Annotated in this window: 14 protein-coding genes; 10 read left to right on the forward strand and 4 right to left on the reverse strand. The window is 69.4% G+C overall.

Translation table 11 applies throughout. From position 1 onward, the window contains the following. Positions 1-66: 66 nt before the first annotated feature. Complete coding sequence (locus AOZ06_RS32505) at positions 67-1,437, forward strand: PepSY-associated TM helix domain-containing protein (protein ID WP_054292885.1); 1,371 nt, start codon at positions 67-69, stop codon at positions 1,435-1,437. Here the strand turns inward: AOZ06_RS32505 and AOZ06_RS32510 are convergent. Beyond that, positions 1,360-2,256 carry an AraC family transcriptional regulator gene (locus AOZ06_RS32510; RefSeq protein WP_054292886.1) on the reverse strand — a complete coding sequence of 299 codons (897 nt, stop codon included), beginning with the start codon at positions 2,254-2,256 and terminating at the stop codon, positions 1,360-1,362. The genes AOZ06_RS32505 and AOZ06_RS32510 overlap by 78 nt on opposite strands. A gap of 75 nt (positions 2,257-2,331) precedes the next feature. On the opposite strand from AOZ06_RS32510, the gene AOZ06_RS32515 reads away from it, so the two are divergent. Continuing rightward, on the forward strand, positions 2,332-3,159 hold the full coding sequence (locus AOZ06_RS32515; RefSeq protein WP_054292887.1) for an NADP-dependent oxidoreductase: 828 nt from the start codon (positions 2,332-2,334) through the stop codon (positions 3,157-3,159). On the opposite strand, the gene AOZ06_RS56985 is transcribed toward AOZ06_RS32515, so the two are convergent. The 3 genes from AOZ06_RS56985 to AOZ06_RS32525 form a co-directional block, all read right to left on the reverse strand. Beyond that, positions 3,140-3,343 (reverse strand): hypothetical protein, encoded by a 204-nt coding sequence (locus AOZ06_RS56985; RefSeq protein ID WP_157233379.1) that lies wholly within the window; start codon positions 3,341-3,343, stop codon positions 3,140-3,142. The two genes, AOZ06_RS32515 and AOZ06_RS56985, sit on opposite strands and share 20 nt — an antisense overlap. 480 nt (positions 3,344-3,823) lie before the next feature. Further along, positions 3,824-5,056, reverse strand: a complete 1,233-nt coding sequence (locus tag AOZ06_RS32520; protein WP_054292888.1) for an acetyl-CoA hydrolase/transferase family protein — start codon at positions 5,054-5,056, stop codon at positions 3,824-3,826. Positions 5,057-5,294: 238 nt separating this feature from the next. Next, positions 5,295-5,879 carry a TetR/AcrR family transcriptional regulator gene (locus AOZ06_RS32525; protein WP_054292889.1) on the reverse strand — a complete coding sequence of 195 codons (585 nt, stop codon included), beginning with the start codon at positions 5,877-5,879 and terminating at the stop codon, positions 5,295-5,297. Between the two features lie 41 nt (positions 5,880-5,920). Here AOZ06_RS32525 and AOZ06_RS32530 point away from each other — a divergent pair, with 41 nt between their 5' ends. The 8 genes from AOZ06_RS32530 (at position 5,921) to AOZ06_RS32565 (ending at position 15,157) form a co-directional block, all read left to right on the forward strand. After that, positions 5,921-7,312 carry an MFS transporter gene (locus AOZ06_RS32530; protein ID WP_063810152.1) on the forward strand — a complete coding sequence of 464 codons (1,392 nt, stop codon included), beginning with the start codon at positions 5,921-5,923 and terminating at the stop codon, positions 7,310-7,312. 73 nt (positions 7,313-7,385) lie between these two features. Beyond that, the gene (locus tag AOZ06_RS32535; protein ID WP_063810153.1) at positions 7,386-8,405 is read left to right on the forward strand and encodes a lysyl oxidase family protein; all 1,020 of its coding nucleotides are present in this window, start codon (positions 7,386-7,388) and stop codon (positions 8,403-8,405) included. A gap of 125 nt (positions 8,406-8,530) precedes the next feature. Beyond that, positions 8,531-10,396: a vWA domain-containing protein gene (locus AOZ06_RS32540; RefSeq protein WP_054292891.1), complete on the forward strand. Its 1,866-nt coding sequence runs from the start codon at positions 8,531-8,533 to the stop codon at positions 10,394-10,396. A gap of 12 nt (positions 10,397-10,408) precedes the next feature. After that, positions 10,409-11,680: an extracellular solute-binding protein gene (locus AOZ06_RS32545; RefSeq protein ID WP_157233380.1), complete on the forward strand. Its 1,272-nt coding sequence runs from the start codon at positions 10,409-10,411 to the stop codon at positions 11,678-11,680. Between the two features lie 343 nt (positions 11,681-12,023). After that, positions 12,024-12,554: a hypothetical protein gene (locus AOZ06_RS59175; protein ID WP_054292893.1), complete on the forward strand. Its 531-nt coding sequence runs from the start codon at positions 12,024-12,026 to the stop codon at positions 12,552-12,554. 362 nt (positions 12,555-12,916) lie between these two features. Then, positions 12,917-13,480 carry a GH39 family glycosyl hydrolase gene (locus tag AOZ06_RS32555; RefSeq protein ID WP_054292894.1) on the forward strand — a complete coding sequence of 188 codons (564 nt, stop codon included), beginning with the start codon at positions 12,917-12,919 and terminating at the stop codon, positions 13,478-13,480. Positions 13,481-13,846: 366 nt separating this feature from the next. Beyond that, on the forward strand, positions 13,847-14,350 hold the full coding sequence (locus tag AOZ06_RS58040; protein ID WP_054292895.1) for a GH39 family glycosyl hydrolase: 504 nt from the start codon (positions 13,847-13,849) through the stop codon (positions 14,348-14,350). Positions 14,351-14,410: 60 nt separating this feature from the next. Beyond that, positions 14,411-15,157 (forward strand): polysaccharide deacetylase family protein, encoded by a 747-nt coding sequence (locus AOZ06_RS32565; protein ID WP_083472086.1) that lies wholly within the window; start codon positions 14,411-14,413, stop codon positions 15,155-15,157. The last annotated feature ends 29 nt before the right edge of the window (positions 15,158-15,186 follow it).

Here is a 15,186-nt window from a genome sequence, read left to right on the forward strand (position 1 = left end):
TCCTGGGGAACTTTCCGCCGACGTGGTCCGACTGGTTGTCCAGCACCCTGCGAACCGAGGACCACCATGACGACCGACGAACTGATCGCGCCGGGCACCACCGGCCCGGCCACACCCACCCGCCGTGGATCGTTACGCCCCTTGCTGCTCAGGCTGCATTTCTACCTGGGCGTGTTCGTCGGGCCGTTCATCTTCGTCGCCGCGTTCAGCGGGTTGCTGTACATCTTCACGCCCCAGCTCGAACGCGCGATCTACGCCCACGAGCTGACCGTGCCGGTAGGTCAGGCCAAGCAGCCGCTCAACGACCAGGTCCAGGCGGCGCAGCGGGCGTTGCCGGACGCGACCATGGTACGGGTGCGCCCCGGCGATGCCGACGAGGCCACCACCCAGGTGATCTTCAGCCGCTCCGACCTCGCGCCGAGCCATTGGCTGACGGCGTACGTCGACCCGTACACCAGCCAGGTCCGCGGCACGCTGGAGACCTACGGCTCCAGCCAGGCCGGGCCGGTCCGGACGTGGATCGACGAACTGCACCGCGGCCTGCACCTCGGTGATTTCGGGCGCTTGTACAGCGAGCTGGCGGCGAGCTGGTTGTGGGTGGTCGTGCTCGGCGGGCTCGTGCTGTGGTGGGGCCGCCGCAGACCCGCGAAGGGCAAGGGCCGCAGGAGACTCCTGTCATGGCACGCCACGACCGGCACATGGGTGGCGATTGTCCTGTTGTTCCTGTCAGCCACCGGGTTGACGTGGTCGCAGTACGCCGGTGACACGATCACAGACCTGCGTGCGGCACTGTCGTGGCAGACGCCCACGTTGCCGGCCGCATCGGGTCACGGCGGTCACGGCGCGCACAGCGAACACGCCGGACCAAGCGGTCCGGCCGTGGCGGCGACCGCCGACCAGGTGCGCAACATCGCCAGGCGTGCCGGTTTGGACGGACCGATCGAGATCGCCGTGCCGTCCGAGCCGGGCGCGGCCCACGTGGTCAAGCAGATCCGCACCGAGTGGCCGACCAAGGTGGACTCCGCGGCGATCGACGCGACGACCGGTCAGGTGCTGGCCACGTTGAGGTTCGACGACTACCCCCTCGGCGCGAAGCTCGCCCGATGGGGCATCGACGCGCACATGGGCGTGTTGTTCGGGTTGCCGAACCAGATCGTGCTCGCCGCGGTCTGCGTCGCCGTGCTCGCGCTGATCGTCTGGGGCTACCGGATGTGGTGGCACCGCAGGCCGACGAAGGGCGGGTTCGGTGTCGGCAGACCGTTCCCGCGCGGCGCGTGGCGCAGCGTGCCCACACCGGTCCTCATCGGACTGATCGCCGTGACGGCCGTACTTGCGTGGTACTTGCCGGTGCTTGGCGTGTCACTGATCGGTTTCCTGCTCGTGGACTCCGCCGTCGGATGGGCCAAAGGCGGACCTGCGGTACCGGCCAGGCGGTAGGCCGAACTGCCGTTTGAACGCTGCCGCGAAGGCGAATTCCGAGAGGTACCCGGCTTTGCCCGCGATCACGGCGAGCGGCAGCGAGGTCTCGCGCAGCAGTTGCGACGCGACGGTCATCCGCCACCACGTGAGGTACGTCAGGGGCGGCTGGCCGACAGCGGCGGTGAACCGGCGGGCGAACGGTGCGCGGGACAGTCCGGCCTCGGCGGCGAGCTTGGCCACGGTCCACGGCTGCGCGGGGTCCTCGTGCATGGCGTGCAAGGCGTCGGCGACAACCGGGTCACGCAGGGCGACCGCCCACCCGGTCGTGCATTCGTCCGTGTCGAACCAGGTGCGCAGGATGTACACGAGCAGGGATTCCAGCAGCGCGGGCACGAGCGCGGCCGATCCCAGGCCGGGGTCGGTGAGTTCGGCACTGAGCAGTTCCACGGCCAGGCGCAGGTCAATGCCCAGCCGTGCGGGCAGGTGGATGGTTTCGGGCAAGGTCAGCAGAAGTGGGTGCACCCGGGCGGGATCGAGTTCGTACGCACCGCACAGCGACACGGTCTGACTGCCGGTGGCTTGCGGCTCCCCGCCGGGTGGCCGGTCGGTCAACGTGTGGCCGGGGCTGCGCGGCAGCAGCACGACGTCACCCTCCCGCAGTTCGACGGCAGGGCGACCGGGCTGGACGAGCCAGCACGAACCCCGCAGCACCACGTGGAAACCAGCTGCGCCGGGCACTTCGCCGAACTCCTGCGACCACGGCGCGCGCCACTCGTGCTTGTGCGAACGCGGCTGACCGGTGCGCGTCACGGCGATCACGTCACTGAGGATGTCCACGACGAGACGGTCTCATATAAAACCGGGATCCCAGCACATGGCTCGTCTCGTTTCGCGGACCTAGGGTCCACTTTTGTGAAAGCTGCGCGAATCCACCGGTACGGCGGGCCGTCCGTGATCCGGATCGACGAGATCGACACCCCCGTCCCCGCCGACGGCGAAACACTGGTGACGGTCGCCGCGACCTCGTTCAACCCGACGGAGATCGCGGTCAGGCGAGGCGTCTTCGACGTCGATCTGCCGCACACGCTCGGCTGGGACCTGGCGGGCGAGGCGGACGGCGTGCCGGTGATCGGGTTCGTCGACAGCGGAGCGGCGGCGCAGTACGCGACCGCGCCGCGCGACCGGCTCGTGCCCGCGCCGAAGAACATCCCGCTGCGGCAGGCCGCGGCCATCCCACTGGCGGGACTGACAGCCTGGCAGACCGTCGCACACGTCCGACGCGGCCAGAAGGTGCTGATCAACGGCGCGGGCGGCGGCATCGGCAGCTTCGCCGTCCAGCTGGCCAAGCACTGGGGCGCGTACGTCATCGCCACCGCGAGCCCCCGCAGCGCCGAGGCGGTGCTCGGGTACGGCGCCGACGAGGTGATCGACTACACCACGACTGTGCCCGGCCAGCCGGTGGACGTCATGATCCACCTGGTCGGCTCACCGCCGCCGTGGCCGGTCCCCGCGCGTGAGCAGGTCATCTCCGCGGCGGCGCCGGTGCGGGCCGACGTGCCTTCGACACACGTGGTGATGAGCTACGACCGGGATCACCTGTCCGCCCTTGTCGCCCTTGTCGAAGCCGGGGTGATCACAGTGGACGTCACCGAGTCCTATCCCCTCGACGCCATGGCGGAGGTGCACCGGCGCGGTGAGGCGGGCGAGTTCCGCGGGAAGGTCACGATTGTCCCGCACTGACCGCACTGACCGGGGAGATCCGCGGGACGAGCGCCGCTTGTTCGTCGGGTAACCCGGGCAGCTCGACCCGCACGCCGCCGGAACCCCGCTGCCAGCGAAGCGGTTTGCCCAGCAACGTGACCTCGGCGCCGTCGTCGACGACCGCGTCGAGCTCCACAGTGGACAACGACGGCGTGCCGAGCACGATGGCGTTGACCGCGTCGCGGGACTGCGTGTGGCGGATCGGCAGCCCGTCACCCGTGGTCCCGGTGACACGCAGCCACGGATACGAGCCGTAGATCGCGTCACCGTTCCCGCAGCCACCAGCCGAGCGCGAGCAGCCGTTTCGCCTGGTTCCACGGGATCCGGCCGGAGGCTGTCGGCCCTGCCCGACGGCGGGCAGGGATTTGCCGCCGTGCGCGGCGCAGTCGACGAACTGGTGGATCAGCTCGGTCGATCCGGGATGCTCAGCTGGTTCAGGTACATCTCGGCGAACGGGAGGCGATCGCGCAGCAGTGCCGCGCTTTCCCCGTCCGACTCCCTCTCCCAGTCCTCAATGGCCGGGACAATGGCGCGAACGCGGGCACAGAGGCAGGTGTCAACCAAGATCACGGCTGCCGGGTTCCGCGTCGTCGAGCGGCCCAAGCACCCTAAGCGCACCCGATCATGCCAACCGGTGGTGGCGTCAGTGCAGGGGGAATCCGAGATCACGGCCCGCGTCGCGCAGTTCGTCGCGGGCGTCGGGGTGTGCCACGTTGTCGAGGATCTGCTGCGCCTGGTCGGCGGAGTCGCGGCCCCAGATGGCCGCCGTGCCCTGTTCGCTGACGATGTAGCTGTGCTGGAACGAGGTCACCGGCCCGGTCAGCCGCGGCACCACTGTGGACACGTTCGCCTTGGGGTGCCAGGACGGGAGGGCGATCACGGCCCGCCCGCCCGGTGAGTGCAACGCCCCCACCACGAAGTCGGTCTGCCCGCCGAAGCCCGAGTAGATGGTCCCGCGCACGCGGCTGGCGTTGGCCTGCGCGAACAGGTCGACCTGCAAGGCGCTGTTGATGGACACCAGGGAGCGCTGCCGTGCGATCAGGCCGGGGTCGTTGGTCTTCTCGGTGCGCAGCAACCGGACCCGCGGATTGCGGTCCACGAAGCCGTACAACTCGGCGGTTCCGAACACGAAGGACGCGGTCAGCGGACTGTCGGTGTCGAGAGCACCCGCCCGTTCCAGGCCGAGAACGCCGTCGCTGAACATCTCCGACCACACCATGAGGCCGCGCCGGGCGGTCAACGCGGCGAGCACGGCGTCGGGGACCGCGCCGATGCCCAGTTGCAGGGTGGCGCCGTCGTCGACCAGTGCGGCGACCCTGTTGCCGATCTCGCGCGACACGTCGCTGATCGCCCGGGGCGCGGGTGACGCGAGCGGCTCGTCGGCCTCGATGGCGTAGTCCACTTCGTCACACGTCAGGACCGCGTCGCCGTAGGTGTACGGCATGTTCGGGTTGACCTGCGCGATGACCAGTCCGCCGCGTGCGCGGACCGCTTCGATCGCCGCGGGCAGGATGTTGACCTCGGTGCCGAGCGAGACCGTACCGCCGACCGGGGCGGACGTGTGCACGAGCGCGATGTCCGGCGGCAGCGTCTGCTTGAGCAGGTGCGGCACGAGCGACAGGCGGGACGGGAAGTAGCGCAGCCCGGCCCGGCCGCGCATGCCCGCTCCCACGAACGGCGTCTCGAGCGTCACGCCGTCCCGGTCGGGCATACCGGGCTGGGCGTTGAGCGCGAACAACCGGTATCGCGGCAGCGCCTTGTCCAGCACGCCGAGCGCCAGGCTGGGGGTGGCGAAGTTCCCGCTGACCACGACGCGTGGGACGCCGCCGACACCAGCGAGGACCGTCGCCAACTGCTCCTCCGACAGAATCCGCATGGTTCCTGTCTACCCTGTCGCCGCTTGTCAGGGCGGTCGTGTCGCGTTGATCACCAGCCGCCGCATGTCGTGTTGACGGCGCGGCAACACCTTCCGCGCTCAGGTCGCTGATCGCGGCGCCAGTGCCGTCGTCGCCGCGATCGCCTCTTGGCAGAGGTGGAACTGCGGCCGGTTGCGCGTCTCCGCATCGGACAGTCCGGCGGCCGGGGCGTGGAGCCGTCCCGTCAGGCGTCGTACCTCAGACTCCCAGTGCCTTGGCCAGGATGTCGAGCGTCAGCTTCCGCATGCCTTCCACGTCGTAGTACTCGTGTTTGAGCACCTGCGGCAGCATCAGCCCGTCGGTGATGCCGACCACGAACGTCACCATGTTGCCGATGTCGCCGACCGTGAAGTCGCCGAGTTCGACGCCCTTCGTGATCGTGTCGACGAACGGCCTGCTCCAGTCGCGTTGCAGCTTCTCGCTGTGCACCCGGAGTTCCTCGTCGTGCATCGAGGCGTACCAGAACTCGTACAGCACACGCCAGATGCCCTCGTCCGCCGGGTCGAGCGAGTAGTCGACCAGTGCGACGAGCCGTTCCCACGGCGGGGCGTCGGGTTTGATCGCGGCGAGCCGGTCGACCTCCCGTGCGCACGAGAAGTGCAGCGCTTCGACGAGCATGTCGTCGCGGGAGCCGAAGTAGAACTGCAACGTGCTGACGGCGACGCCGGCGACCTTGGCCACGTCGGTGAACCGCGTCCGGTCGTAGCCGCGCTCGATCAGCACCCCCACCACGTGGTTGAGGACCTCCGCGCGCTTGTCGCCACCGGCTCGTCGTGGACTCATGGGGTTACTGTACTCACGGCCGTACTGTACGGTGATACGGTATGACCGTACGAGAGAATCGGTGGCTCGTTCTGGCACTGATGTGCAGCGGGTTGCTCCTCGTGGCGATGGACAACACGATCCTCAACGTCGCACTGCCCGCGATCGCGACGGCGCTGCGGCCGGGCGCGACCGGACTGCTGTGGATCGTCGACCTCTACTCGCTGGTCGTGGCCGGTCTCCTGGTCACGGCGGGTACCGCGAGCGACCGGTTGGGGCGCAAGCGGTTCTTCCTCGCGGGCATGGTGCTGTTCGGTGTCGCGTCGGTGGTCGCGGCGTTCGCGGGCTCGACGGAAGCGCTGCTCGCGTCACGGGTCCTGCGTGGCATCGGCGGCGCGATGATCATGCCCGCCACGTTGTCGATCATCCGGGCGGTGTTCGCCGACGAGCGGGAAAGGGCCTTCGCGATCGGCATCTGGACGTCGACCGCGGCGGCGGGCGCGGCGATCGGCCCGATCGTGGCAGGCGCGATGCTGGAGCGGTTCTGGTGGGGCTCGGTGTTCCTGACCAGCTTGCCGATCATCGTGCTGGCAGTGGCGCTGACGATCGTGTACGTGCCGGAGTCGCGTGACCCGGCCCCGGGCAGGTTCGACCCGTTGAGCGTGGTGCTGTCGATGGGGGCGGTGGTCGGCGTGGTGTACGGCATCAAGGAACTGGCCGGCCACGGATCGGCGGGCGCGGCGGCTGTCCTGGTCGCGGGCCTGGTGCTGGGTGTGGTGTTCGTGCGCAGGCAGAACCGGCTGGACAGCCCGCTGCTGGACCTGTCGCTGTTCAGGGCGAGGCGGTTCACCGCGGCGACGCTGTCGGTGTTGTTGTCGTTCTTCGGTTTCTTCGGTGTGGTGTTCTTCCTGACGCAGTACTTCCAGGCGTTCGAGGGCTTCGGGCCGCTGGCCACCGGGCTGTGGCTGCTGCCGTTGGCGCTGGCCAGCCTGGTCGCGTCGCCGCTGACCGGCACGATCGTGCGGCGGCTGGGCACGAGAGTCGCGTTGTCCGGCTCGTTCGGCCTGATCGCGGTGTCGATCAGCCTGTTCACGATGCTCGGCGGGAGCGCCGACCGGTTGGTCATCGTCATCGGGTTCATCGGTATGGGGGTGGGGGCGAGCATCGCGGCCACCGCGGGCGCGCAGGCGATCATGACGAGTGTGGCGCCGCACCGGGCCGGTGGCGCGGCAGCGATCCAGGAGACGTCGTTCGAACTCGGCGCGGGACTGGGTGTCGCGATCCTCGGCAGTGTGATGGCCGCGCGGCTGGGCGGTCGCACGATCGCCGAGGCGGGCAAGGCCGCGTTCTTCGACGGCCTGGCGACAGCGGCGGGTGTGAGCGCGGCGGTGATGCTCGTGACGGCGGTCCTCGCCGCGCTCTGGCTGCCGTCTCGTGACGCCGAACACGTGTAGTTGTCACACGGCTGGGTGTATCTGCGTCCGAGATGGACGTTCCGGGGTGGACGATCACTTAGGGTGTGGCCGCATGAGGTCCTGGATCACCGCTGTGGTGGCGGTGCTGGCAGCGGTCGTGATCATCCCCCCGGCAAGTGCTGGCGAACAACTCCTGTTGCCCGATCTGCGGCAGGCGCCGCCGGGCTGCCCCGGCGGCCACACGGGCGACCCCGCGACGTGCCAGGACTGGGACGTCTGCATGGTCTCCGACGCGGACGCGCCGAACGGCGACTGCCTGTTGATCGGTGCGCTCACCCCCGCCAAGGCCGTCCGGCTGCGGTTCACCACCTCGGAGGAGAACGTCGGCGACGGGCCGCTGCTGCTGTTCGGCCGCCGCGCCGCCAACTCCCCCACCATGGCCATCCGGCAGGGCTTCCAGGCGGGCAAGCACGGCCAGATCCCGGTTTCCTACACCGAGGCCCGTCAGCAGACCGACAACTCGATGTACTACGAGCCCGCGCCGATGCACAAGCACTGGCACCTGATGGGCTTCGAGCAGATGCAACTGCGCACGCCCGACGGCCGTACCGTGGTCCGTGACCGCAAGAACGGCTTCTGCCTCGGCGACCGCTACACCAACACCGCGAACGACTCGTTGCCGAACGCGGTGCGGGACGCCAACACCCCGGAGTACCGGCTCGCGGAGTACTTGCGGGGCAACAGGTGCGCGTTCCAGGACCCGGCGGCGACGGACGTGCAGGTCGGCATCTCGGTCGGCCAGGGCGACGACTACCGCTACGACGTCGACTTCCAGTGGCTGGACATCACCAGCGTGCCGTCGGGCACGTACGACCTGGTCAACACGGTGAACTCGAACCGCACGCTGCGGGAGACCGACTACACCAACAACTCGTCGTCGATGGCGTTGTCGATCCGGTGGCCCCTGGGCGCGAAGCAGGCGCCGAAGAAGATCACCACGCCGCCGACGGTCCGGCTGCTGGCCAGCTGCCCCGGCCAGGAGCAGTGCGCGGCCAAGCAGCGCCACCTGCACCCCAGGGTCTCCAGCGACCGGATCGTGCACCCGAAGGGCGAGCCGAGGCGCCACCACTGAGCCACCGGCCCCGGTCGGCGGGTCGTTAGTCCTGCTGAGTGATTGTCGGCCGGAAAAGGTCGAACTCGGGACACCTCCCCGGCGGAAACCATAGGGTGGCTCGCCGGGGAGGTGACTCTGTCACGATGAACGGTCAAGTTCCAACGAAGGGACCAGACCGCACCAAGGTGATCGTCGTCGTGCTCATCGCCACCGCGACGATAGCCGTCGGAATCGTGACCGACCCGCCGGAAGGCGTCGTCGGTTGGATCGTCTTCGTCTTCGGGGCGCTGATCCTGGCCGTGGTCGGCGCCGGGCTCGCCGAGTGGCTCGCCGGGTGGATCAAGGCGTTCTTCCACGGCCTGCCGTACAACCGGATCGTCGCGGTCACGGTCGTCGGCACGCTCACCTGCGGCGCGGCGTACACCTTCGTTCCGATCATTCCGGTGATCTGGCCCGGCGATTGCGGTCCGCCGACCCAGGTCCGCGTGCTGACCACTCCCGATCTGCTGACGCCGTACCGCGATCTGGCGGCCGCGTTCGAGCAGGCCGAAGCCGAACGCGACGGTTCGTGCCGCACAGCGGAGGTCCACGTCTTCGCGATGCCCGCGCCGCGGGCGATGGCAGGCCTCGGCACCGGGTGGCACGCGGACTACCTGCGCGAAGGGCCGCGGCCGGACATCTGGTTGCCCGAGAACGGGAGGCAGGTGGAAGCGGTCAAGAGCCGCAAGGAGATGACCAGTTTCGGCGCGGCCATGGAGGTGACCGCGTCACTCGGGTCGTCTCCGATCGTGCTGGCGGTGCCCGCCCGTGCCGGGATCGAGCCGACCGACGAGCAGTGGCAGGGCCAGACGTGGCGGGCACTGGTCGGCAAGCTGCGGGCAGCCGGAATCGGCATGGTGCGACCGGGCACGTCCACCGCAGGCGAACTGGCGACGGTGGCGATCTACGGCAGCGAGGACGGCCGGGTCCAGTTGCGCCAGGACCCGTCGTGGGCGCGGGCGTTCGAGGCGTGGGTGGACAGCACGGCCAAGTCGGGCCAGTACCCGTCGGGCGCGGACGTCGACGCGTTGCTGCGCAGGCAACAGGAGCTCGGTCCGGCAGGCGCCGCGCTCGTGCTCGCGGAGCCGGACCTGATCCGGTACAACCAGTCCGTGCGCCGCGCCAGCGGCAGGGGCTGCGATGTCCAGAATGGACCGCCGGAGTGCATGCGGGCGGTCTACCCGTCGGACACGTACAGCTTCGACCGGCCGTTGGCCCTGCTGTCCTGGTCGGAGGCGCCGCAGAGCGCCGCGCAGCGCGATGCCGCCGTTGCCTTCCGGACGTGGCTGACCAGCGCGGCAGGCGCCAATGCGGCTGTGCTGCAACGGCTTCGGCCGCCACCTGGAACGCCGCTGCAGGATCCGGTGTCGATGGCCAACGGTGTCGTGCCCGGCGGGCCGCCGAACCACATCACCGGGCCGGCCAGTCCCGGGCCTGGGGTCACCGAGCAGTTGACCGGGATTCGCGACGAGGTCCGCAAGACCGGCCGCGTGGTGATCTCGTTGGACGCGTCGGGTTCGATGCGGCAACGCGCCGGTGGCGCGACCCGCTACAGCCTCGCGGTGAAGGCGATTCTCGCCGCGCACGACAAGCTGGCCAAACAGGCTCAGGTGTCCTTGAACGTCTTCTCGGCGACGATGGGTGTGCGGCCGGTCGACGCCGGTTCGATCGGCCAGGTCCAACCGGCGGGCAACACCCCGCAGCACCGGGCGATTCTCGAGGGCGCCCAGGCCGCGGGACCTGGCGGTGTGCTGGTCCTGCTGACCGACGGCAACAACAACGTCAACGACGTGTCCCCGCGGCAACTGGCCGACCAGGCTGGTGCGCGGGTGCTGGTGCTGGCGTTCGGGGAGGCCAGCTGCGGCGCTCGGGTGTTGATCGACGTGACGAGCACGAGCGGCGGTTCGTGCCGCCAGGCGGGCGTGGACACGCTGCAGGCGGATCTGACCGAGCTGCTGCGTTCGGTGTGAATGGGGAGGTCGATGAACGTGAAGTGGTGGTCGTTCGGATTGGGCGCGGTGGCCGGTTTGCTGGTCGCCGCGTTGGTCGCGGCCGTGCTGCGGCCGTGGGAGCCCGACGCGGTGGAGCTGGAGAAAGGGCCGCTGATCATCATCTCCGGCAAGGACCAGAGCAACGGCGGGCAACGCCAGGAACTGGTCAACCAGTGGAACAAGACGCACCCGGACAACCCCGCACGCGTCGACGAACTCCCGCTCGGCGCAGACGACCAGTACAGCGAGATGGTCGCGCGGGCACAGGGTTCCGCACCCACGCCCGACATCTACAACCTGGACGCGGCCTGGACCGCGGAGTTCGCCGACCGGGAGTACATCGCCGAACTGGACAAGTCCGCAGTGGACACATCCGGTTTCATGCAGAACCCACTGCTTACGTGTTGGTACGAGGGCAAACTGTGGGCCCTGCCGTTCAACACCGACGCGGGCCTGCTGTACTACCGCCATCCGGGCGTGAAGGCGCCGTCCACGTGGAAGGACATCGTCGACGAGACCCGGCGCCTGATGAGCGGGCCGCACGACAGCAATCTCGTGGCCGGATACACCGCGCAACTGGCGGACTACGAAGGCCTCGCCGTCAACGCTTTCGAAGCGATCTGGGACGAGGGCGGCGAGGTGGTCGACGAGGACGGGAACGTCGTGATCGACTCGCAGAAGGCACGGGCCGGGTTGTCCAGGCTGGCCGACGGCCTGCGCCCGGGCGCGAACCCGCGTGTGATCATGCAGGAAGCACGGAGTCAGGACGAGACCTCCAGCATGAACGCCTTCGCCGAGGGCAAGGTGGCGTTCATGCGCAACTGGCCGGTGGCGTACCGCAACCTGGACAGCCGGACCTCGGACGACGCGAACCAGGCGGCGTTCTTCAAAGTCGTGCTGCTGCCCGGCCCCAGCGTGCTCGGCGGGCAGAACCTGGCCGTGTCCAGCAAGTCCGAACGGCCGAAGGCGGCACGCGCGCTGATCGAGTTCCTCACCAGCCCCCGCAGCCAGCAGATCCTGTTCGAACGCGGCGGCTTCGCCGCCACCCGTGACATCGTCTACGAGGATGCCGAGGTCCGGCGCCAGCGGCCGTACGCGGGAGTACTGCGGGACGCGATCAACAAAGCGAAAACGCGCCCGGTCTCCCGCTGCTACGTCCGGTTCGCCGAGATCTTCCGCGCAGTGGTGAACGAAACGCTCAGCGACGACGGGAAACTGCCGTCCAACGCCACCGAACGCCTGACCACCGCGCTGAAGTGCTAGCTGGCTGGTCTGGCTTGATGCTCAGCCATACCGGTGGATTCCAGCGCCGCGCACACAGGGGCGAACGGATCGCGCGGTGGACGGGCCACACCGGATGGTCACGCCGTCGGCCGGTCTTGGGGCGGAGTAACCACCAAGATCCACCTGGCTTGCGACGGCCGCGGCTGGTGTCGCTGACCGCGGAACAGGCCCACGACTAGGCTTGTCGTTCAACGACCTGGTCGATCGCTGGCGGCAAGCGGTTCGTGCCGAGGTGGGGCGGCAGCATGTTCGAGGCGCTGATGCCCGCGCTGTTCGTGCTCGAGGAGCGCGGGGGCCGCGCAGCTGGGGCCGGAACCACCCGGTGACGGTGCAGGGCCAGATCGAGCACGGCCTGGTTGAGGCCAAGTACGGCTATTGGGGATTCTCGCCGGCCAGCAACCCGTTCGGCGGCTACGCGGCGTACGGCGCCCCGCCGCTGGGGATGGATCCAGGCGGCTATCCCTCGGACGTCGAAGGCACCACGCTGGACTACGGCTTCGGCGACTGCCGCCCGGCCCCGCACCGGTGCAGGGGGCGACGGCGTCGTGACACCGCACGCGGTTTTCCTCGCGTTGCCGTACGCCAAGGACGCGGCGCTGGCCAACTTGGCCAAGCTGCGCCGGGACTTTCCGGGCGTGTACGGCGCGGGCGGTTCAAGGATTCGGTCGCCGTGCGCAGCGGCAAGGTCGCCGACCGGTACCTCGCGCTCGACCGGGTGATGGTCCTCGGCGCGATCGGCAACTCGCTGCGCCACGGTCTGCTGCGCACCGCGTTCACCCGCGGTGAGGCCGACCGCGAGGTCCGGCCGTTGCTGGCGATCGAGGAGTTCGGCTTCCGGGAGGGGAAGGAGTGAGCGCGCGAGACATTCGACCAGGCTCAGCTCGTGCGCCCCGGCCGGCGCACGGGCACGCACTTCGACCCACCCGCGAACGTGACCGCGACCGACGGGCGAGCACAGGTGACCATCGCCTGGGATCCGGTCGACGGTGCCTGCGGGTATCAGGTGTACCGCGCAGACAGCGCCGACGGCCCGTTCGAACCGGTCGACCACCTCGGCATGGACGTCTTGGCCGTCCCGCATTCCCCGTACCGCGACACGACCGGCGACCCGGGCGCCAGTACTGGTACGCGGTCGCCGCGCTCGGCGCTGCCGACTCGCCGGGACCGTACTCCAGCCCGGTTTCCTGTGCCGCGAACACAACCGGACCGGCCGAAGTGGACTTCACGGTCGCCGCGGACGAGGTCGCGGGGGTGTTGCCGCGGCCGTGGCGGCCGATGATCGGTGCGGAACACCTGTCGCACCTGTTGAGCACGGACACCACCGGTGGCCGTCCGATCGGTGCGGAGCTGGCGTCCGCGTTGGCCGCCGCGCGTGACCAGTTCGGCGTCCGCGCTGTGCGGGCACACGGGATCCTGTGCGACGAGCTGGGTGTCTACCGGGAGGTCGACGGGTCACCGGTGTACGACTTCACCGGCGTCGACCGGGTGTACGTCCGGCTGCTGGCGCTGGATCTGCGGCCGGTCGTCGAACTGTCCTTCAGGCCGCGGGATCTCGCGTCCGCCCCGGACACGACGGTGTTCGAGTACGGCGCGATCGTGTCCCCGCCGAAGGACTGGAACCGGTGGACGGATCTGATCAGGGCCTTCGTCACGCACCTCGTCGACCACTACGGCGCAGGCGAAGTGCGGACCTGGAACTTCGAGGTCTGGAACGAAGCCAATCTGGACGTGTTCTGGAGCGGCACACCGGTGGAGTTCTGGCGGCTGTACGAAAGGTGACCGCGAAAGGCCGTCGAGGACGTCGACCCGGCGCTGCCGGTCGGCGGCCCGGCGTCGGCGGCGGGCCAGATCGATGAGACGCTGTCGACGATCCACCCGGACGCCCCGGTCGACTTCGACTCGACGCACACGTACGGCAGCCCGCCGCTGGACATCCGGCCGCAGCTGGCCAGGCACGGCCGGGCGGGGCTGCCGATCTGGTGGACCGAGTGGGGTGTGAGTCCCCCGGCACTTCAACCCGGTCAACGATTCGGTGCTGTCGGCGGCGTTCCTCGCGCGGGGCATGCGGTCGGCAGCAGGCCAGGCGGAGGCGCTGGCGTACTGGGTCGCGTCGGACCACTTCGAGGAGCTGGGCCGCCGCGGTCCTTGCTGCACGGCGGTTTCGGCCTGCGTACGGTCGGTGACCTGGCCACACCGCGGTTCTGGGCGCTGGCCATGCTGGAGCGCCTCGGCGAGCGGGAGATCCGCGTGTCCGGGCAGGGGGACGGCGCCGGGTCGCTGGTCGAGGCGTGGGCAGGCCGCGACGACGACGGCAGGGTCGCGGTCGCTGTCTGGAACGGCACGCTGGACCGATCCAAGGCAGGCGGGCACGACTCGCTCAGCCGGACAGTGCGGATCCGGTTCACCGGGCTGACCGGCGACTACGTGGTGCGCCACCACCGCGTTGACGAGGAACGCTCGAACATCGCGGCGGTCTGGCACGGCATCAGCGACGGCTCGGCGTGGCCGACCGACGCCCAGTGGGCCGAGTCGCGCGCCGCTGACCAGCTGGAACGTGGTGACGTGGACCAGGTCGTGCACGACGACGCCGAAGTGGTGTTCACGTTGCCGATGCCCTCCACCTCGCTGATCGAACTCGTTCCCCCGTGATCACCCCCTGGTGATCATCCCGGTCCGAGCGCCGGATCGGCGGACTGCCAGGGTGGGCGCGTGCGATTACTTCCCTCATCCCGCCGCGCCCGCCGGTGGACCATTGCCGGTCTGGTCACGGTGCTCGTCCTGACCGGCGGAGTGTTCGGTTTGCAGGCAGTGACCAGCTCGAGGTCGTTCCAGTTCTTCGGCGACCTCACCGAACGGGTGGACACGTCGGCGAAGGTGGTGGCGCTGACGTTCGACGACGGCCCCGACCCGGCGGGCGCCCAGCAGCTGCTCGGCGACCTCGCCCGCGCCCAGGTGCCTGCCACGTTCTACCTGATCGGCCGGGACATGGAGAAACACCCCGAGCTGGCACGGGCGATCGTGGCGGCCGGGCACGAAGTCGGCAACCACACGTACTCCCACGAGCGGATGGTGTTCGTGACGCCGGGTTTCGTGGCCGAGGAGGTGGAACGGACCGACGAGCTGATCAGGGCGGCGGGCCACCAGGGCGAGATCACGTTCCGGCCGCCGAACGGCAAGAAGCTGCTGGCGTTGCCCCACTACCTGGCCGAGCACAACCGCAGGACGATCATGTGGGACGTCGAGCCGAACACCGACCCGGACGTGGACGCCAGCGCTGCCGGGATCGCCGACCACACGCTGGCGCACACGCGCCCTGGCTCGATCATATTGCTGCACGGCATGTACAAGAACAGGGATCAGACGCGGCAGGCGGTCGGGCCGATCGCGGACCGGCTGAAAGCGGACGGGTACCGGTTCGTCACTGTCCGGGAACTGCTGACGTATCAAGGAAAGTAGGGTCCAACGAAACTTGGTGCCACGCCGCC

The sequence above is a fragment of the Kibdelosporangium phytohabitans genome, assembly GCF_001302585.1.
In the GTDB taxonomy this organism is placed as follows: domain Bacteria; phylum Actinomycetota; class Actinomycetes; order Mycobacteriales; family Pseudonocardiaceae; genus Kibdelosporangium; species Kibdelosporangium phytohabitans.